Source organism: Klebsiella michiganensis (genome assembly GCF_002925905.1).
GTDB lineage: Bacteria > Pseudomonadota > Gammaproteobacteria > Enterobacterales > Enterobacteriaceae > Klebsiella > Klebsiella michiganensis.
Genome location: NZ_PRDB01000008.1, coordinates 220,294 through 239,649, shown reverse-complemented (window position 1 = coordinate 239,649; position 19,356 = coordinate 220,294). Strand labels below are relative to the sequence as shown.

Here is a 19,356-nt window from a genome sequence, read left to right as displayed (position 1 = left end):
GGGAGAGGCGATGCTCACATTTTTTATCCGTCGCCCGCGCTTTGCGATGGTGATTGCGCTGCTGATGACCTTTGTCGGCGCGGTCTCGCTGAAGCTGATCCCGGTCGAGCAGTATCCGCAGATTACGCCGCCGGTCATCAACGTTAGCGCCAGCTGGCCGGGCGCCAGCGCGGCGGACGTGGCGGAAGCCATTGCCGCGCCGCTGGAGACCCAGCTCAACGGCGTCGATCATATGCTCTATATGGAGTCCACCAGTTCCGATGAGGGGACCTACAGCCTGAGCCTGACTTTTGCCGCCGGGACCGATGCCGATTTAGCCGCGATCGACGTGCAGAACCGCGTGTCGCAGGCGGTGGCGCAGCTGCCTGCCGACGTGCAGCAGAACGGCGTGCAGGTGCGTAAGCGGGCGACGAACCTGCTGATGGGCGTGAGTCTCTATTCGCCGCTCGGCACGCTATCGCCGCTGTTTGTCAGCAACTACGCCAGCACTCAGGTGCGCGAGGCGCTGGCGCGTCTACCCGGCGTCGGGGAAGTACAGAGGTTCGGCGCGCGCGACTACAGCATGCGCATCTGGCTGCGCCCCGACCGCATGAACGCGCTGAATATCACAACCGACGATATTGCCCAGGCGCTGCGCGAGCAGAACGTGCAGGGCGCGGCGGGGCAGGTGGGGACGCCGCCGGTATTTAACGGCCAGCAGCAGACGCTGACCATCAACGGTATCGGGCGACTCAGCGACGCCGCCGGCTTCGGGCAAATTGTGGTTCGCAGCGGCGAACGCGGCCAGCTGGTACGCCTGTCTGACGTGGCGACCATTGAGCTGGGCGCGCGCAGCTACAGCTCCGGCGCGCAGCTCAACGGCAAAGATTCCGCCTATCTCGGTATCTATCCGACGCCCACCGCCAACGCCCTGCAGGTCGCCATCGCGGTGCGCGCTGAGCTGACCCGGCTGCACGCGCGTTTCCCGGCGGATCTCACCTGGGAAGTGAAGTTTGATACCACCCGCTTTGTGGCGGCGACGATCAAAGAGATCGGCGTGTCGCTGGCGCTGACCCTTATGGCGGTGGTGGTGGTGGTTTCGCTGTTCCTCCAGAGCTGGCGGGCGACGCTGATTGTCGCGCTGGCGATCCCGGTGTCGCTTATCGGCACCTTTGCCGTGCTTTATGCGCTGGGCTACAGCGCCAATACCCTGAGCCTGTTCGCGATTATTCTCGCCCTGACCATGGTGGTGGATGACGCCATCGTGGTGGTGGAGAGCGTGGAAACGAAAATGGCGGAGGGGCTGGATCGAGGCGCCGCGACCGCCGAGGCGCTGCGGCAAATCGCCGGGCCGGTGATCGCCACAACTCTGGTACTGCTGGCGGTGTTTGTGCCGGTAGCGATGCTGCCAGGGATCGTCGGCGAGCTGTATCGCCAGTTTGCGGTGACTTTATCGACGGCGGTGACGCTATCGAGCGTGGTGGCGCTGACCCTGACGCCCGCGCTGTGCGCGCTGCTGCTGCGTCCGCGGCCGCAGCAGCCAGCCGCCATCTGGCGCGGCTTTAACCGCGGTCTGGATACGGTGCGCGATGGCTACGGGCGTCTGGTCGGGAGGATGAATCGTCGCCCCTGGCTGGCGCTGGCGGCGACGATGGCGGCGGCCGGGGTGGTGGTGTTTAGCTTTACCACCATGCCAAAGGGTTTTCTGCCGCAGGAAGATCAGGGCTACTTCTTTGCCAGCGTGCAGCTGCCTGAAGCCGCCTCGCTGGAGCTTACCGAAGCGGTGATGGCCCAGGCGCGCGAGCTGCTGTTGTTGAATCCGGCGGTTGAGGATGTGATTCAGGTCTCCGGTTTTAATATTCTCAACGGTACCAGCGCCTCGAACGGCGGATTTATCTCGGTGATGCTGAAGGACTGGCACCAGCGGCCGCCGCTGGAGGCGGTGATGGAAAAGGTGCAGGGCCAGCTGATGGGGCTACCGGAGGCGACGATCATGACTTTTGCGCCGCCGACGCTGCCGGGGCTGGGCAACGCCTCCGGGTTTAATTTACGTATTCTGGCCCAGGCCGGACAATCGCCGGCGGAGCTGGAGCAGGTGACGCATCAGGTGCTGCGGACGGCTAACCAGTACCCGCAGCTGAGCCGGGTATTTACCACCTGGAGCAGCAACGTGCCGCAGCTGACGCTCACCGTCGATCGCGACCAGGCGGCCCGGCTGAACGTACCGGTGGCGAGGATTTTCAGCAGCCTGCAAACCGCGTTTGGCGGCACCCGCGCCGGCGATTTCAGCATCAACAATCGTGTCTACCACGTGGTGATGCAAAACGAGATGCAGTGGCGCGAGCGGGCAGAGCAGATAAGCGAGCTGTACGTGCGCAGCGACAGCGGCGAGCGGGTTCGCCTGAGTAATCTGGTGACGATTACGCCGACGGTGGGCGCGCCGTTTATTCAGCAGTATAACCAGTTCCCGTCGGTATCGGTGAGCGGGTCGGCGGCCGAAGGCGTCAGCAGCCGGACGGCAATGGCGGTGATGGAGCAGATTTTACAGGCTAACCTGCCGCACGGTTATGATTACGCCTGGAGCGGCATCTCCTGGCAGGAGCAGCAGACCGGTAACCAGGCGGTGTGGATTGTGCTGGCGGCGGTAGCGATGGCGTGGCTGTTCCTCGTCGCCCAGTATGAGAGCTGGACGCTGCCGGCGAGCGTGATGCTGTCGGTGCTGTTCGCCATCGGCGGGTCGCTGCTGTGGCTCTGGTGGGCCGGTTACGCCAACGATGTGTACGTGCAGATAGGCCTGGTGCTGCTGATCGCGCTGGCGGCGAAAAACGCGATTTTGATCGTCGAGTTTGCCCGGGCGAAGCGCGAAGAGGGGATGTCGATCGTCGATGCCGCCCGCGAAGGGGCGACCCGCCGCTTCCGCGCGGTAATGATGACGGCGGTCTCTTTTATCATCGGGATTGTGCCGATGATGCTCGCCACCGGCGCCGGGGCGCAGAGCCGGCGGATTATCGGTACCACGGTGTTCAGCGGCATGCTGGTGGCGACGGTAATCGGCATTTTGTTTATTCCTTCGCTGTACGTGCTGTTTCAGCGGCTGCGCGAGTGGGCCCACCGCCGGATGTAGGTGCGCCGGGCACGGTGTCTGGAGATGTGCGGGTTTGGTAGCCCGGACAGGCGCGTCAAGCGCCGCCTCCGGGACGGTGTTGAGGGGTTCCGTTCACTATTATCCCGCAGAAAATGTCTCACCGTGGTAGGTGAACGGGTAAAGGGGGAGAAAACCGTCTCCCCCTTTACAATCCCCGCGGTCCCGCAAAGAAATCGGTGCTGCGCACTGCGCTCACCTCCCGGACCTCAGCCTGCGGTCGGCTCAACTCGACATTACTCGTCCCATCCCTGGGACTCGCCCCTACGGGGCCAGCGCAAGCGCTGTTCAAAATTGCTCCAGGCAATTTGGTCGTGTCTCGATTCGCCTCTGGCCGCCATCCCTGGCGGCCAGCCCTTGTCTTCATACCTCCGGTTCGCCGATTTCAGCGGGGGCCAGGGCATCGCTGCATAACACGTTGTTTCAGAGACATCTCCGGAGCTGCATGAAACTCTCCCGGAGGCGGCGCTTAACGCGCCTGTCCGGGCTACGGATTACCGGCAATCTGCGGCCCGGTAGCCCGGCTAAGCGCAGCGCAAGCCGGGAAGAAGCCACAGCAATACCACGTCACGGCATATTCCCCGCAGACGATGTTTTGCCGACTACCTGCGCTCCACCGCGATCATGGTGACGAACGGATGGTACTGCCACGGCACGCTGTCGCCTTTCTGGTACATCTTCGAAATGGTACCGTCGAGATAGAGCATCTGGCGCACGTTGAGCCTGGACTGCGCGTAGCAGGCAAAATCATAGAAATTGGTTTCGCGCGCGCTGAGCATAAAGACCACTTTGCCATCGCCGGTGATGCCCACGCCGTTACGCAGCTTGCGCGAGCTGGCGGACGGCTTCAGCCGCCAGTTGATCTTGCCGTTTTCAATCAGCATCGGCCCGGACTGCACGGCGTAGCGGATGGCCGGCGACGGCCTGAATTTATCGATGCTGACAATCCCCGCGTTTTGCCCGCGCAGATAAAACACCCCGCCGGGACGAATAAAAAAGTTGCCGCCGCCGGAAGCGCGGTTAAGCGGGGTCAGCTGCCTGCCTTTCTCGATATACAGCCCCAGCGGCGCGTAGGCTTTATCATAAATTCCGCCGTTCATCGCCATCTGCACCTGTCCGTTGTGGTCGATATCCGCCAGCAGGGCGCGCAGCGATCCCCAGGCTTTGCCGTCCTCTTTTTGCCAGTACATCACGATGCGTTCGCGCTGCGGATCAACGGTATAGCTTTGCAGCGTCAGCGACGGGTCGGTCAGCGAGCACTTCCCGCTGGCGAAAGCGGGCAGGGATAACAGCAGCAGCGGCAGAAGAGAGAAAAAGCGCACGACAGGTTCCAGACAGACGACGAAAGCGTGCAGTATAGCGTTTTATCGCCGCTACGCCGTCCAGATTTCGCAGTGCTTTTGTACCAGCCCGATCAATGAACCGCCGTTGGCGACAAACTCGCGCATCTGCTGCGGCTCGCTGCGATCCTGCTTCGCCTGGCGCACAATCGCCTCCAGCGCGCTGCCGGCATTCAGCTTGTGGGCGCTGGGGGCCAGCCTATCCGCCAGCTGTAAAATTTCTTCGCGCAATGTTCGTTGTTCGCCGCCGTTAACATCGGTATTGATCCCATCGAGCCCGTAGCGGCAGGCCTGATAGCGGTTGAAGGGGTAGAGCAGATAATCCTCGGGCTGATGCTTAAACGGCCGCTCCGTCAGCAGCCAGCAGGCGATGATCTGAATAAACCCGGCGATATTCACCGCCTGAGCAATCGTCAGCGGCGTATCCATCACCCGGACTTCGACGGTACCAAAGCGCGGGCTGGGGCGGATATCCCAGTGCAGATCCTTCATGCTGTCGATCATGCTGGTATAGCTAAGACGGCGAAACAGACCGGTAAAAGCCTGCCAGTTATTCACCCACGGCATCGGGCCGTTATCGGGATAGGCGGCAAAAAGGTTAAGCCGCGAACAGGCAAAGCCGCTATCGGTCCCGTCGAGCCAGGGCGATGCCGCATTCAGCGCGATAAAATGCGGTACGAAGCGCGACAGGCCGTGCAGAAGATAGATGGCATCATCGCCGTTTTGACACCCCACGTGCACGTGCTGGCCGAAGATCGTCGCCTGCTTCGCCAGGTAACCAAAGTGCTCGACGGTTTTCAGGTAGCGCGGGTTATCGCTGATCTGCTGGCGCTGCCAGCTTTGAAACGGATGCGTTCCGCCGCCGCAGATTTGCACATGATGGCGGGAAGCGGCGCGCAGCACCGCCTGCTGCATCGCACTCAGCTGCGCGGTGGCCTGGTGGATATCGCGGCAGACGCCGGTGGCGATCTCCAGCATGCTTTCGGTAATGTCATGCTTGGCCTCGCCCGCTTTCAGCGTGCCCTGCACCTCGTCAATCAGCGCGGAAGAGTCCTGGCTCAGATCGAAACCCGGCGGGTTGACGACCTGAAGCTCCAGCTCGATACCGAGGGTAAACGGCTCGGAGCGGTGAAAATCAGGTAACGGCATGGCGACTCCCTCTTTCTCTATATAAAGGAGTATATACCCTAAATAATTCGAGTTGCAGGACAAGGCATTTGTGCCTTGAACAGCGCTTGCGCTGGCCCCGTAGGGGCGAGGCCGCAGGCCGAGTAACGCGGCAAGTGAGCGAATCCCCGGGAGCTTACTTTGGTAAGTGACCGGGGTGAACGAATGCGGCCAACGCACATGCAACTTGAAGTATGACGGGTATAGAAGAGAACGCCTCAAACTGATGAACTGCCGGACATCATGAATTTAATTTATAGAAAATAACGCCACGTGATTATCCCTTTAAAAAGAAAGTAAGGCTGGTGCAATCCTGTAACAGAATTCCCGCCGGTGGTGCAAAAAGATAAGGTTATTCTATTTTTTAAATAAAATCATATAGATGATATAAGTCATTCTTATTTTATAAGCCATTTCACGCTTATTCCCCGCGCGTTCAGAACTGGTATGTATCTTGCCTGTTAAATAGCGACTTTTATTTAACAGGGACAATGTGATGCTGAAGAAAAAAATATTTTCGCGTAAATGCCATCTCGCCGTTGCTGTTAGCGGAGCATTGGCGCTGATCGCCTCTTTGCCGGCCAATGCCTCAACCCTGCGGATCGCCATGACCGCCGCCGATATCCCTTTGACCCTCGGACAGCCCGATCAGGGCTTTGAGGGCAACCGCTTCACCGGCATTCCGCTCTACGACGCCCTCGTTGAATGGGATCTCTCACAGGGAGAAAAGCCCAGCGGCCTGGTGCCGGGGCTGGCGACCGAGTGGCACGTTGACCCGCAAAATCAAAGCCGCTGGATTTTCACCTTGCGCCCGGGCGTTAAGTTTCACGATGGTTCAACGGTCAACGCCGATGCCATCGTCTGGAACGTGGATAAGGTGCTGAATAAAGCCGCGCCGCAGTATGCCCCGGGCCAGATAGGCAACACCCTCTCACGCATGCCGACCCTGACCGGCGCGGAAAAGATTGACGACCACACCGTGGCGCTGACCACCTCCGAACCGGACGCGCTGCTGCCGTACAACCTTACCAACCTGTTTATCGTTTCACCGACGGCGTGGCAGAAGCTGTATGACGCAGTGCCGGCAAACGCCGGCGATGCCGCCGCGCGTAGTAAGCAGGCGTGGACCGAGTTCGCCGCCCACGCGGTGGGCAGCGGTCCGTTCAAAATGGAAAAACTGGTTCCTCGCCAGCAGCTGATCCTCGATAAGAATCCCGACTACTGGAACAAAGATCGCATTCCGCGAGTGGACAAAGTGGTGCTGATCCCGCTGCCGGAAGCTAACGCCCGCACGGCGGCGCTGCTCTCGAAGCAGGTGGACTGGATCGAAGCCCCGGCCCCGGACGCGGTCGATCAGATAAAAGCCCAGGGCTTTAAAATCTACGCCAACACCCAGCCGCACCTGTGGCCGTGGCAGTTCTCCTTCGAAGAGGGCTCGCCGTGGAAAGATATTCGCGTGCGCAAAGCCGCCAACCTGTGCCTGAACCGCGCGGAGCTCAAAAGCTATCTCGGCGGCTATATGACCGAAGCGACCGGCGTCTACGAGGCCGGCAGCCCGTGGCACGGTAAACCCACCTTCCAGATCAAATATGACCCGGATACCGCCCGTAAGCTGATGACCGAAGCCGGGTATAGCGCCGGGAAACCGCTGCACGTTACGGTCGCCACCTCGGCCTCCGGCTCCGGGCAGATGCAGCCGCTGCCGATGAACGAGTACATCCAGCAGAGCCTGAAAAGCTGCTTCTTTAACGTCGACATTAAGGTCAACGAATGGAACACCCTGTTTACCAACTGGCGTCTCGGGGCGAAAGATCCGTCGGCGAAAGGGATCGACGCGATCAACGTCAGCGCCGCGGTTAACGATCCCTATTTCGGCATGATCCGCTTCTCCACCGCGAAGGCCTTCCCGCCGGTGGCGACCAACTGGGGCTACTTCTCGACCCCGGAAACCGAAAAGCTGGCGGCGGCGGTGAAACACGCGTTTACCCCGGCTGAAATGGATAAAGCCGCGGGTGAACTGCACGCCGCGCTGGTCGATCAGGTGCCGTTCCTGTTCGTCGCCCACGATGTCGGACCAAGGGCGATATCGCCAGCCGTCACCGGTGTGGTACAGCCGCAAAGCTGGTTTATCGACCTCAGCCTGGTGAGCAAAAAAGAGTAATCGACACGGGAGCAAGAGATGATCAATACGCTGCTATATCGCATCCTGCTGGCCGTCCCCACCATGCTCGGGGTGGCGGTGATCTGTTTTATGCTGGTGCAGATAGCGCCGGGCGACCCGCTGGTATCGGTGATGCCGCCGGACGCTTCGGAATCGCTGCGTCAGACCTTAATGCAGGCCTACGGCTTTGATAAACCGCTGCCGCTGCAGTTTGTGCACTGGCTATGGCGGGCGCTGCACGGCGATCTGGGCATGTCGGTCGCTACCGGGCGCCCGGTCATCGATGAAGTGATGACGGCGGTCACCTACTCTCTGCGTCTGGCGCTGCTGGCGACGGCGATCGGGTTTGCGCTGGGCAGCCTGTTCGGTTTTGTCGCCGGCTACTTTCGTAACAGCATTATTGACCGTCTGGCCTCGGTGCTATCCGTGTTTGGCGTCAGCGTACCGCACTACTGGCTGGGGATGCTGCTGGTCATCGTTTTTAGCGTCAAATTCGCGCTGCTGCCGGCGACCGGCGGCGGGCCAATCGGCGAGGTGGGCTGGCAGTGGAACTGGGAACACCTGCAGTTTATGCTGCTGCCGGCCTTCACGCTGTCGGTGATCCCGACCGGCATTATCGCCCGCACCGTTCGCTCGCAGGTGGCGGACATTCTCAGCCAGGAGTTTATCGTCGGCCTGCGCGCCCGGGGGCTCAACGAGTCGCGGATCTTTCTGCACGTGGTGAAAAACGCCGCCCCGACCGCGCTGGCGGTGATGGGGCTGCAGGTCGGCTATCTGATGGGCGGCTCGATTCTGGTGGAAACCGTCTTCTCCTGGCCCGGCACCGGTCTGCTGCTGAACACCGCTATCTTCCAGCGCGATCTGCCGCTATTGCAGGGCACCATCTGGGTACTGGCGCTGTTCTTTGTCCTGCTCAATCTGCTGGTGGATATTCTGCAAACCAGTCTCGATCCGCGAATTAAGAGGAGCTGACGATGGTGGATACCGTGACGACCAAAGGCATTACCGTCTCTGCCGCGACGGTTGCCAGACAAGGCTACTGGCGCGGCGTGTTTCGCCGCCTGCTGCGCGACCCGGGCGGCGTATTCGTCGGCGCGATCATTCTCATCCTGCTGGCGCTGGCGCTGTTCGGTCCCTGGCTAATCGTGAAAGATCCGTATCAAACATCGATGTTTTTACGCCTCAAACCGATTGGCGCCGACGGCTTTCCGCTGGGCTCCGATGAGCTCGGGCGCGATATGCTATCAAGGCTGATTCTCGGCACCCGGCTGTCGCTGTTTATGGGGATTGTCCCGGTGGTGTTCGCCTTTTTCATCGGCGGGGCGATCGGCATTACCGCCGGCTATGCGGGTGGTAAAACCAACACTCTGATTATGCGCACCGTGGACGTGTTTTACGCCTTTCCCTCGGTGCTGCTGGCGATCGCGCTCTCCGGCGCGCTGGGGGCGGGCATCGGTAACGCGCTGCTCTCGCTGACCCTGGTGTTCGTGCCGCAGGTGGCGCGTATCGCCGAAAGCGTCACCGCGCAGGTGCGGCATATGGACTATATCGACGCCGCCCGGGCCACCGGGGCCAGCGCGTTCACCATTATTCGCGTCCAGGTGCTGGGCAACGTGCTGGGGCCGATTTTCGTCTTCTCCACCGGCCTGATTTCGGTGTGCATGATCCTCGCCTCCGGGCTCTCTTTTCTCGGTCTCGGGGTTCGCCCGCCGGAGCCGGAATGGGGGCTGATGCTGAACACCCTGCGTACGGCGATTTATACCCAGCCGTGGGTAGCGGCGCTGCCCGGCCTGATGATTTTTATCACCTCCATTTCGTTCAATATCCTCGCGGACCGCCTGCGTGCGGCAATGGCGATTAAGGAGTAAGCGATGCAACCCTTTATCAATATCGACCTCGGCGGACCGGCGCAGCCGCTGCTGAAGGTCAACAATCTGCTGAAACATTTTCCCGCCGGCGGCAGCAAAGCGCGCGAAGTGGTGCAGGCGGTGGACGACGTCAGTTTTTCGGTGATCAAAGGCGAAACCCTCGGCGTGGTGGGGGAGTCGGGCTGCGGTAAATCCACCACCGCGCGGCTGCTGATGCAGCTGCTTAAGCAGGACAGCGGGGAGCTGATCTTCGATGGTCTGGAGGTGGGTTCATCGCGCCTGCCGATGAAAGCGTATCGCCGCCAGGTGCAGATGGTTTTCCAGGATAGCTACGCCTCGCTCAACCCGCGCATGACTATGGAAGAGAGCATTGCGTTCGGCCAGCGGGTACACGGCGTCAGCGCCAAAGAGGCCAGCGAGTACGCCCGCTATCTGCTGGCGCACGTCGGCCTTGAGCCGGAACGTTTTGCCCATCGTTATCCGCACGCGCTTTCCGGCGGCCAGCGCCAGCGGGTGAATATTGCCCGCGCGCTGGCGATGAAGCCCCGGCTAGTGATCCTCGACGAGGCCGTCTCGGCGCTGGATAAGTCGGTGGAAGCTCAGGTGCTGCAGCTGCTGCAGGAGCTGAAGCGGACGCTGGCGCTGACCTATGTGTTTATCAGCCACGATCTGCACGTGGTGCGCTGGCTGTCGGACCGCATTCTGGTGATGTATCTCGGCGAGGTGGTGGAGATTGGCCCGGCGGAGCAGCTGTTTACCGCCTCGGCCCACCCCTATACCCGGGCGCTATTAAGCTCGATGCCGTCGATGGACCCGCACAATCGCACCTTAACTTCGCCGCTGAGCGGCGATCCGCCCAGCCCGATTTCTCCGCCCTCCGGCTGCCGCTTTCATACCCGCTGCCCGCACGCCAGAGCGGTGTGCGCCGAGGTGAAACCGACGCTCGAAAGCGTCGGCGAGGGGCACCAGAGCGCCTGCCTGATGGCGCAGCCCGCGTCGCCCTGGCATCAAAATATCGCCATTCAGGAGGTCAGCCATGTCGCATGAAGCCTACGTCCATATCCGCGACCTGCGGGTTGAGTTTCGCCGCGACGGTCAGACGGTCAACGCGGTCAACGGCGTCTCCTTTGATGTGCAAAAAGGCGAGGTGATGGCGCTGATCGGCGAGTCTGGCTCCGGGAAAAGCGTCACCCTGCGCGCCCTGATGCGGCTGCACCCGCCGAAAAGCAGCGTGCTTTCCGGTACCCTGGAGGTCGGGGAAGAGGATGTGTTGAATATGAGCGCCGGGCAGCTGCGGCGCTACCGCGGCGCGCGCTGCGCGATGATTTTCCAGGAGCCGCTGCTGGCCTTCGACCCGGTCTATACCGTGGGGCAGCAGATTGTCGAGGGGCTGCGTCGCCATGAAGGCCTGTCGCGGCAGGCGGCGCGGGAAAGGGCGCTGGAGGCGCTGCGTCAGGTGCGCATTCCGAGCCCCGAGCGGCGGCTGGATGCTTACCCGCACGAGATGTCCGGCGGGATGCGCCAGCGGGCAATGATTGCCCTCGCGCTCTCCTGCAACCCGCAGCTGCTGCTGGCGGATGAGCCGACCACCGCCCTCGATGCCACGGTGCAAATCCAGATCCTGATTCTGCTGCGCGAGCAGCAAAAGCAGCGCGATCTGTCGATTATATTTGTGACCCACGATATCGGCGCGGCGGTGGAGATCGCCGACCGGGTGGCGGTGATGTACGCCGGGCGCATCGTGGAGGAGGCATCGATCGAGGAGATTCTGTATCGTCCGCGCCATCCCTATACCCAGGTGCTGCTTGGCAGCCGGCCGAAAGAGGGGTTGAAAAAGGGCGATGCGCTGCACTGTATTCCCGGCTCGCCGCCGGATCTCTCGCGCCTTCCGCCGGGCTGCGCGTTTGCCGAGCGCTGTCCGCACGCGCGCCCCGCCTGCGCGCAAAGCCAGCCGACGACCGAACCGGCCGGGCCGCGTCACGTGGTAAGTTGCCATCGCTGGCGTGAGCTGAGCCCGTCCGTTGAAAACCAGGCGCTTTACGCCTGAGGCCAGGAGGAAACCATCATGCAGGACGACATTCGCGCCTTTATGCCCTATCCGCCGCATCCGGTGGCGCATGCGCTCAGCGGGCCGCTGAGCGGCTTAACCTTTGCGGTCAAAGATCTGTTCGACGTGGCGGGCTACCCAACCGGCGGGGGTAATCCGCACCTGCTGGCGCTGTCCGGGATTAAAAACCGCACCGCGCCGGTGGTGCAAAAGCTGTTAGATAACGGCGCGCGCTTTATCGGCAAAACCCATACCAGCGAGCTGGCGTATTCGATGAGCGGGCACAACGTGCATTACGGTACCCCGCGCAACGGCGCCGCGCCGAATCATATACCCGGCGGATCGTCGTCCGGCTCGGCGTCGGCGGTATCGAACGCGGCGTGCGACTTTGCCCTCGGCAGCGATACCGGCGGCTCGGTACGCACGCCGGCGAGCTACTGCGGACTGTTTGGCCTGCGTCCAACCCACGGCCGTCTCTCCCTCGACGGCTGCCAGCCGCTGTGCGCCACTATGGACACCTGCGGCTTCTTTGCCCGCTCGCCGGAGGTCTTTTCCGCCGTCGCCGCCTGTCTGTTCGACGCTGAACGCGCGGATCTCGACGGCGTGCGGCTGGCCTGCCACGATGGGCTGTTTTCCCGCCTGCCGCTGCGCAGCCAGCAGGCGCTGCTGCCGGTCCGCCAACGGCTGGCGCGCTTTTTCGGCCCGTTAGCGCCGCTCGATGCGCCGCTGCCCGACGCGGACGATATTTATCTCGCCTTCCGCCAGATTCAGGGCTACGAAGCGTGGCAGGCGCAGGGCGAAACCATTGAGCGCTATGGTCTGCAGCTAGGCCCGGACGTCCGCGAGCGCTTTTTCTGGGGCAAAGCGGTCACCCGCGCGCAGTTTGACGCCGCCTGCCAGCTGCGCGAGCGTTTTACCGCCTGGTGGGACGCGCAGCTGGGCGATGCGGTCCTGGTGATGCCGACCGTTCCCGATGGCGCGCCGCTGCTGACGGCGCAGGCCGAAGAGATAGAAGCGGTCCGGCGCCTGTCTCACGACCTGCTGTTAATTTCCGTGATGACCCAACGTCCGCAGGTGACGCTGCCGGTCGCCCAGACGGGCGGTCTGCCGCTGGGGATGTCATTTTTAGGCCCGCGCGGCAGCGATCGTCTGCTGGTCGAGCTGGCCGCCGCGTTTATGCAAGGAGACCGAAATGAGCAGTGATGTCCTTTTTACCCCGATGACCGAAACCACCGACTGCCGGGTTAACGGCGAGCGTCTGTGGGAGTCGCTGATGGCGCTGGCGGAAATCGGCGCCACGCCGAAGGGCGGCTGCTGTCGTCTGACGCTCACCGATCTCGATCGCCAGGGGCGGGATTTGGTGATTAGCTGGGCGCAGGCGGCGGGGATGCGCGTCACCGTCGATAAAATCGGCAACGTCTTTATGCGCCGGGAAGGGCGTAATCCGGCGCTGCCGCCGATTGTCTCCGGCAGCCATATTGATACCCAGCCCACCGGCGGCAAATTTGATGGCAACTACGGCGTGCTGGCGGCGCTGGAGGTGGTGCGCACCCTGAACGATCGGCATATCGAAACCGAAGCGCCAATTGAAGTGGTGTTCTGGACCAACGAAGAGGGCTCGCGCTTTGTGCCGGTGATGATGGGCTCCGGGGTGTTTGCCGGGGTATTCCCGCTGGAAACTGTCTATGCCGCGCAGGATGCGGACGGTAAAACCGTGGGCGAGGAGCTGGCGCGCATCGGCTATATCGGCAGCCAGACGCCGGGCGATCATCCGATTGGCGCCTACTTTGAAGCGCATATTGAACAGGGGCCGATTCTGGAAGATGAAGCGAAAATTATCGGTATCGTGCAGGGCGTGCTGGGGATCCGCTGGTATGACTGCGTGGTGACTGGCCAGGAGTCCCACGCCGGACCGACGCCGATGCGCCTGCGTCAGGATGCGCTGCAGGTGGCGACCCGCATTATGCAGGAGGTCGTGGCGATCGCCGGGCGCAGCGAGGAAGGGCGCGGTACGGTAGGGAGGGTGCAGGTCTATCCGAACAGCCGCAACGTGGTGCCGGGAGAGGTCACTTTTTCGATTGATATGCGTAATCTCAGCGATGCGCTGGTGGATGAGATGGACCGCCAGCTGCGGGCGTTTATCGCCGGGGTTGAGCGGGAGAGCGGCCTGAAGGTGGCGCTGAAAGAGGTGAGCCACTATCCAGCGGCGCCGTTCCACCCGGATTGCCAGGCGGCGATCGCCGACGCCGCGCAGCGGCTGGGCTATCCGGCGCGGGAGATTGTCTCCGGCGCCGGGCACGACGCGGTGTATATGAGCTACCTGGCGCCAACCGGGATGATTTTTATCCCCTGCAGGGACGGGATCAGCCACAACGAAATTGAGTATGCGTCGCCGGAGCACGTTGAGGCCGGCGCGAACGTGCTGCTGCAGGTGATGCTGCAGTACGCGCGGGTGGTATAAACGGCCGCTCTCCCCGGTCGCGCTGCGCTTACCGGGGCTACGGGTTTCCAGCCGCCTGCGGGGCAGTAGCCCGGGTAAGGCGTTTACGCCGCGACCCGGGATTTTCGGGCTCGGTGTTGGAGGGTGGCAGATTGGGTAGCCCGGACAGGCGCGTCAAGCGCCGCCTCCGGGAAGGTGTGGTAGGGGTTCCGTTCACCGCTATTTCGCAGAAAATGTCTCACCGTGGTACGTGAACGGGTAAAGGGGGAGAAAACCGTCTCCCCCTTTACAATCCCTGCGGTCCCGCAAAGAAATCGGTGCTGCGCACTGCGCTCACCTCCCGGACCTCAGCCTGCGGTCGGCTCAACTCGACATCACTGTCTCGATTCGCCTCTGGCCGCCATCCCTGGCGGCCAGACCTTGTCTTCGGTCCTCCGGTTCGCCGATTTCAGCGGGGGCCAGGGCATCGCTGCATAACACGTTGTTTCAGAGATATCCCCGCTGCTGTATGAAACTCTCCCGGAGGCGGCGCTTACGCGCCTGTCCGGGCTACAAGGGCTACGGGTTTCCAGCCGTCTGCGGGGCGGTAGCCCGGGTAAGGCGTTTACGCCGCGACCCGGGATTTCCGGGCTACAAGGGCAATACAGGCTAGCGGCCAAATTTGCGCGAACCGATAACGCACAGAATCACGCCCAGGGTTACGGTCAGCATCAGGCCGTTCTCCCCGGTCGCGCTGCGCTTACCGGGGCTACGGGTTTCCAGCCGTCTGCGGGGCGGTAGCCCGGGTAAGGCGTTTACGCCGCGACCCGGGATTTCCGGGCTACAAGGGCAATACAAGCTAGCTGCCAAATTTGCGCGAACCGATAACGCACAGAATCACGCCCAGCGTCACGGCCAGCATCAATGGGCTGACGGTTTCATGCAAAAGCGCCGCCGCCAGGCCAAGCCCGAAGAACGGCTGTAATAGCTGGAGCTGGCCGACGGCGGCGATACCGCCAGCGGCGAGCCCTTTGTACCAGAAAATAAAGCCGATAAGCATGCTAAAGAGCGACACATAGCCGAGCGCGATCCAGGCGGAAGGCGATATAGCGCCCCATGACGCTGGCCGGGTCATCCACGAGGCCACCAGCATAAAAGGCAGCGCCATAATCAGCGCCCAGCTAATCACCTGCCATCCGCCGCCGCCGGTGGCCAGCTATGCGCCGGAAAGCACGGTTTATATCACCGGTTTTTCGAAAAACGTCGCCACCGGACTGCGCGTGGGGACGGTTGTCTGCCCGTCCCGCTATCGGCCGGAGATTGAGCGCGCTATACGGGCCACCACGTGGAACACCCCTTCGCTGGTGAGTTCGCTGATCTGCGCCTGGATTGAAGACGGCACGGTGGCGCGTTTTGAAGCGCAGAAACGCCAGGATGCGCGGCGGCGGCAGGGGGTTGCCCGTGAGGTTCTCGGCGCGCTTCCCTTCGTCAGCCATCCGGATTCGTATTTTGTCTGGCTGCCTCTGGGCGAGGAGAGTCGGGCCGATCGGCTGGCGAAAACGCTGATGGAGCGCCATATTTCCGTGTCGACCGCCGAGCCTTTTTGCGTTACAGCGAACGTTCCGCAGGCGATCCGCATCGCCCTCGGCTCCGTTCCCTTCGATAGCCTGCGCGCGGCGCTAGTCCAGGTTCGCGAAGCCGTGGAGTATGAGCAATATCGCTAGCGTTTCGGCGGCGAGCGATAGGGTGACTTATTAGTAACGTTTTATGGGGTAAATAGCGGGTTAATAGTCTTAAAATAAATGTTTGTTTTTTATTATTATGATTTATAGGGTTAATTTTAAATTTGATGACAATATAAAATTGTTACGGTAGTGTACAAAACACATCAAGTACGGTTGTGCTGTTGACGCTGAGCGAGCGCACGTCCTGAAGATACGACGTTGTTAATCATTTCAGGGGCGGAGCCGCGCCCTGTTCTGTACAGGATCCTTTTTCAATGCAGCAGCTCTACCTTTATATACTGATTGCCAGCCTGACCATTGCCAGCCCCGGGCCAGGAGTGCTTCTGACGCTGACCAACACCCTGAATTATAATCTGCGTAATGCAATGGCGGGGATTATCGGCGTGGCGGTGGGGATGGGCGTCATATCGATTATTGCTGCCAGCAGCGTTGGCGTGATGATTACCACCTCTCAGCTGACGCTGTTGATAGTCAAGGGGGTTGGGGCGGCCTATCTGATCTATCTGGGCGTAAAGCTCTTTCGCTCGGTGCCCCGCGCGCTGAATCAACCTCTCTCTTCTGCCGATTCAACGATGCCTTCCGCCAGCCAGCGGTTTCGTCAGGGAGTACTGGTGTCGTTGTTTAACCCCAAACCCATTGTGTTTTTTATGGCGCTGTTTCCCCAGTTTATTCATCCGCAGCAGCCCTTTATTCCGCAGTTCAGCGTGCTGTCGATAACCTTCTGTATTCTGGTGGTTGTCATTCATTCACTCTACGGCCTTTTCGCACACAGCGTAAAAACGAAAATGTCGTCCGGGAATGCCTTCGTTAAGCTGAATAAAACCGGTGGCATCGTGTTTGTGTGTTTTGCCGTCGGTCTTATTGTTTCCGCCGTTCATCCTTATTTGTCGCTATCATCGTGAGGCCGCCGCGTTAAGGCAGGGGGCCCTGCGTTCAGCCCATCTGCGCCAGCTGGCCGCGCAGTACTTCCACGCCCTGTTCGATGGCGTCAGGGTGAATGGCGTGGAACCCCATCCGGAAGAAGTTAGCCGGCGGCGCGTCGCTGAGAAAATGCCGCGCGCCGGGCTCAATCAGCACCCCGGCGTGGGCGGCGCGCCAGGTCAGCTGCTGGGTGTTGATTTGCTCCGGCGTGGCCAGCCAGAACGCGTTGGCGTGTTCGCTGCCGGGGATGATGCGGCACTCCGGCAGATGCTGCTGTAGCGCGTTGTTGAGACGGTCCCAGCGCTGGGCAGAGTCGTAATGGTAGCGCCGCAGGTGGGTTTCATAGTGGCCCTGGGCGAGGAAATGGGCCATCTGATACTGAATATTGGTCGGCGGATGACGATACACCAGCCGCCGCAGCGCCCGGGCTTCGTCAATCAGATCCGGGTCAGCGACCATAAAGCCCAGCCGCAGGCCCGGCGATAGCGCTTTTGACAGGCTGCTCACGTAGATCACTCTTCCGCAGCGATCGCTGGCCTTCAGCGCCGGCAGCGGGTTGAGCATAAAGTTACTTTCAGAGTCGTAATCGTCCTCAATAATCACCGCATCATGGCGAGCGGCATGCTCCAGCAGCTGGTCGCGCCGCGCTTTGCTCATCGCCACCCCGGTTGGCACCTGGTGTCCGGGAGTGACGTAGTAGTAATCGCAGGGGGCGTCGTTGAGGACGATCCCCTGTTCATCCACCGGATGCGGCACGATATCGGTATCGGCAAGCAGAAAGGTGTTAATGGCCTCGCGAAAGCAGGGATTCTCCACGCCAACGCGCGTGCTGGATGACATCAGCAGGCGCGTCAGCAGGTACAGCGCGTTTTGCGAACCGAGGGTAATCAGAATCTCGTCCGGCGAGGCGACAATGCCGCGTTTAGGCAGTACCCGGGTGCGGATCTGCTCAATCAGCATCGGCACGTCGCGATCGATGTGATCCACCACCCACTCCGGGTCGCGCACCCCGCCGTGCAGCCAGTTTGCCGCCGAGCGCCAGCTCGCCAGCGGGAACTGGCGGGTATCCGGCTGGCCGTAGATAAACGGATAGCGGTAGTTCATCCAGCCGGCCGGCTTCAGAATCGACTCCTGCTGGCTGGGGGTGATTTGCAGCCGCGTGCCCCAGCGTGGTGCAGAACCCTCGTCCTGCGGTGCAGCTTCCGGCGCCGAAGAGGGGCTGGCGTGCTGGTAATCCGGATGCAGGTAATAACCGCTGCGCGGGCGACTCACGAGGTATCCCTCGTTAACCAGCCCTTCAAAAACCAGCGCCGTGGTGTTGCGCGAGACCCGCAGCTGGCTGGCCAGCTGGCGGCAGGAGGGGAGCGGCGTGTCGGCGGAAAAAATGCCGCCCAGAATGGCGTTAATCAGCGTCTCGCGCACCTGCTCCTGCAAACCGCGGCGCGGGTCGAAATCAACGTGTAACAGGTGTCGGATCATGCCAGGCTCCTTACTCAAACGCTCAGTACAGACACTGGAGCAAATTCCATACCACCCTGAGAATGACTGACACATCCGCGCGGTGAATCTGGCTCTATCCGGAAATTTAAAACGCTCCCTACAGTAAAAACGTATTCATCAGTCGCGGACCGGAACTTCCGTCGGCACATATTTTGCAAAACCTTTTCATGTTCTGGAGTGAACACGTCTGGCGAATTAATTAGGGGTGAATTAATGAAAAAATCATTAGGTTCAATTTGTCTGGGCGCCATCATGGCGATGGCCTTTTCTTATCACGCAGCCGCCGCGGATCTTCCGGAAATAGAAAAATCCGGCACCCTGAAAGTCGCAACCGAAGATGATTACGCGCCTTTTAACTTTATGAATAACGGCCAGGCGGATGGCTTCAACAAAGATATGCTCGATGAATTACGCAAATACGCGAAATTCAACGTCGACCAGAGCATTTTGCCGTGGACCGGATTACTGGCGGCGGTTTCTACCGGGCAATACGATATGGCCTTAACCGGCGCGGTAATTACCGACGACCGTCTCAAGGTCTTTGATTTCACGCCGCCGTGGGCGTCAGCGCAGCACTATTTTGTCAAACGCGCGGGCGATAATTCATTGAACACCATTGCCGAACTGAGCGGGAAAAAGGTGGGCGTACAGGCGGGCAGCGCGCTGCTGGCAAGGCTGCCGGAACTGAAAGCGATGCTGGAGAAAACCGGCGGTAAGCTGGGGCCGGTGGTGGAGTATCCCTCCTACCCGGAAGCCTACGCCGATCTTGCCAACAAACGCCTGGACTACGTGATTAACGTGGTTATCTCGGTCAACGACCTGGCGAAGGCCAAGCCGAAGGTGTTCGCCAAAGGTCTGGCGGTATCCGGCCCGGGCTATATGGCCTGGCCGATCCCGAAAAACTCGCCGCAGCTGCTGGCCTATATGACCAAGTTTATGAACCACATGAAGGAGACCGGCAAGCTTGCGGAACTCCAGAAAAAGTGGTTTGGCGAAACCTATGACGATCTTCCGAACGTGCCAATCACCAGCCCGGAACAGTTCCATAAATTGGCCGGTCTGTAATG

General features: G+C 61.0%; 13 protein-coding genes and 2 pseudogenes. 11 read left to right on the top strand and 4 right to left on the bottom strand.

Annotated elements, in window-relative coordinates; genetic code table 11:
• The first annotated feature begins 10 nt into the window (after positions 1 to 10).
• The gene (locus CDA56_RS18195) at positions 11 to 3,103 is read left to right on the top strand and encodes an efflux RND transporter permease subunit (RefSeq protein ID WP_103814619.1); all 3,093 of its coding nucleotides are present in this window, start codon (positions 11 to 13) and stop codon (positions 3,101 to 3,103) included.
• 620 nt (positions 3,104 to 3,723) lie between these two features.
• Here the strand turns inward: CDA56_RS18195 and CDA56_RS18190 are convergent.
• Positions 3,724 to 4,443 (bottom strand): phosphodiester glycosidase family protein, encoded by a 720-nt coding sequence (locus tag CDA56_RS18190; RefSeq protein WP_103814617.1) that lies wholly within the window; start codon positions 4,441 to 4,443, stop codon positions 3,724 to 3,726.
• Between the two features lie 51 nt (positions 4,444 to 4,494).
• On the bottom strand, positions 4,495 to 5,610 hold the full coding sequence (locus tag CDA56_RS18185; RefSeq protein WP_103814615.1) for a YbdK family carboxylate-amine ligase: 1,116 nt from the start codon (positions 5,608 to 5,610) through the stop codon (positions 4,495 to 4,497).
• Positions 5,611 to 6,124: 514 nt separating this feature from the next.
• On the opposite strand from CDA56_RS18185, the gene CDA56_RS18180 reads away from it, so the two are divergent.
• Genes CDA56_RS18180 through CDA56_RS18150 form a run of 7 tightly spaced genes read left to right on the top strand, consistent with a single transcriptional unit; the run spans position 6,125 to position 14,165 of the window.
• Positions 6,125 to 7,789 carry an ABC transporter substrate-binding protein gene (locus tag CDA56_RS18180; protein ID WP_014228317.1) on the top strand — a complete coding sequence of 555 codons (1,665 nt, stop codon included), beginning with the start codon at positions 6,125 to 6,127 and terminating at the stop codon, positions 7,787 to 7,789.
• Positions 7,790 to 7,807: 18 nt separating this feature from the next.
• A complete protein-coding gene (locus tag CDA56_RS18175) occupies positions 7,808 to 8,761 on the top strand; it encodes an ABC transporter permease (RefSeq protein ID WP_004848587.1) in 954 nt (317 codons plus the stop codon).
• A 2-nt stretch (positions 8,762 to 8,763) separates the two neighbouring features.
• Entirely contained in the window at positions 8,764 to 9,657 is an 894-nt protein-coding gene (locus tag CDA56_RS18170; protein ID WP_103814613.1) for an ABC transporter permease, read from the top strand.
• A 3-nt stretch (positions 9,658 to 9,660) separates the two neighbouring features.
• Positions 9,661 to 10,704: an ABC transporter ATP-binding protein gene (locus tag CDA56_RS18165; RefSeq protein WP_103814611.1), complete on the top strand. Its 1,044-nt coding sequence runs from the start codon at positions 9,661 to 9,663 to the stop codon at positions 10,702 to 10,704.
• A complete protein-coding gene (locus CDA56_RS18160) occupies positions 10,694 to 11,704 on the top strand; it encodes an ABC transporter ATP-binding protein (RefSeq protein ID WP_103814609.1) in 1,011 nt (336 codons plus the stop codon). The genes CDA56_RS18165 and CDA56_RS18160 overlap by 11 nt, the downstream gene beginning before the upstream one ends.
• An 18-nt stretch (positions 11,705 to 11,722) precedes the next feature.
• Positions 11,723 to 12,907: an amidase gene (locus CDA56_RS18155; protein WP_103814607.1), complete on the top strand. Its 1,185-nt coding sequence runs from the start codon at positions 11,723 to 11,725 to the stop codon at positions 12,905 to 12,907.
• The gene (locus CDA56_RS18150) at positions 12,897 to 14,165 is read left to right on the top strand and encodes a Zn-dependent hydrolase (RefSeq protein WP_103814605.1); all 1,269 of its coding nucleotides are present in this window, start codon (positions 12,897 to 12,899) and stop codon (positions 14,163 to 14,165) included. The genes CDA56_RS18155 and CDA56_RS18150 overlap by 11 nt, the downstream gene beginning before the upstream one ends.
• An 817-nt stretch (positions 14,166 to 14,982) precedes the next feature.
• On the opposite strand, the pseudogene CDA56_RS18140 reads toward CDA56_RS18150, so the two are convergent.
• A pseudogene (locus CDA56_RS18140) lies at positions 14,983 to 15,324 on the bottom strand (EamA family transporter); the annotation flags it as partial.
• On the opposite strand from CDA56_RS18140, the pseudogene CDA56_RS18135 reads away from it, so the two are divergent.
• Positions 15,317 to 15,847 (top strand): annotated as a pseudogene (locus CDA56_RS18135) (aminotransferase class I/II-fold pyridoxal phosphate-dependent enzyme); the annotation flags it as partial. The pseudogenes CDA56_RS18140 and CDA56_RS18135 sit on opposite strands and share 8 nt — an antisense overlap.
• Before the next feature lie 275 nt (positions 15,848 to 16,122).
• Positions 16,123 to 16,770 (top strand): LysE family translocator, encoded by a 648-nt coding sequence (locus CDA56_RS18130; RefSeq protein ID WP_025107060.1) that lies wholly within the window; start codon positions 16,123 to 16,125, stop codon positions 16,768 to 16,770.
• 31 nt (positions 16,771 to 16,801) lie between these two features.
• On the opposite strand, the gene pdxR is transcribed toward CDA56_RS18130, so the two are convergent.
• Positions 16,802 to 18,268 (bottom strand): MocR-like pyridoxine biosynthesis transcription factor PdxR, encoded by a 1,467-nt coding sequence (pdxR, locus tag CDA56_RS18125; protein WP_103814601.1) that lies wholly within the window; start codon positions 18,266 to 18,268, stop codon positions 16,802 to 16,804.
• Positions 18,269 to 18,502: 234 nt separating this feature from the next.
• Here pdxR and CDA56_RS18120 point away from each other — a divergent pair, with 234 nt between their 5' ends.
• On the top strand, positions 18,503 to 19,354 hold the full coding sequence (locus tag CDA56_RS18120; RefSeq protein WP_004848610.1) for a transporter substrate-binding domain-containing protein: 852 nt from the start codon (positions 18,503 to 18,505) through the stop codon (positions 19,352 to 19,354).
• Positions 19,355 to 19,356 lie beyond the last annotated feature (2 nt).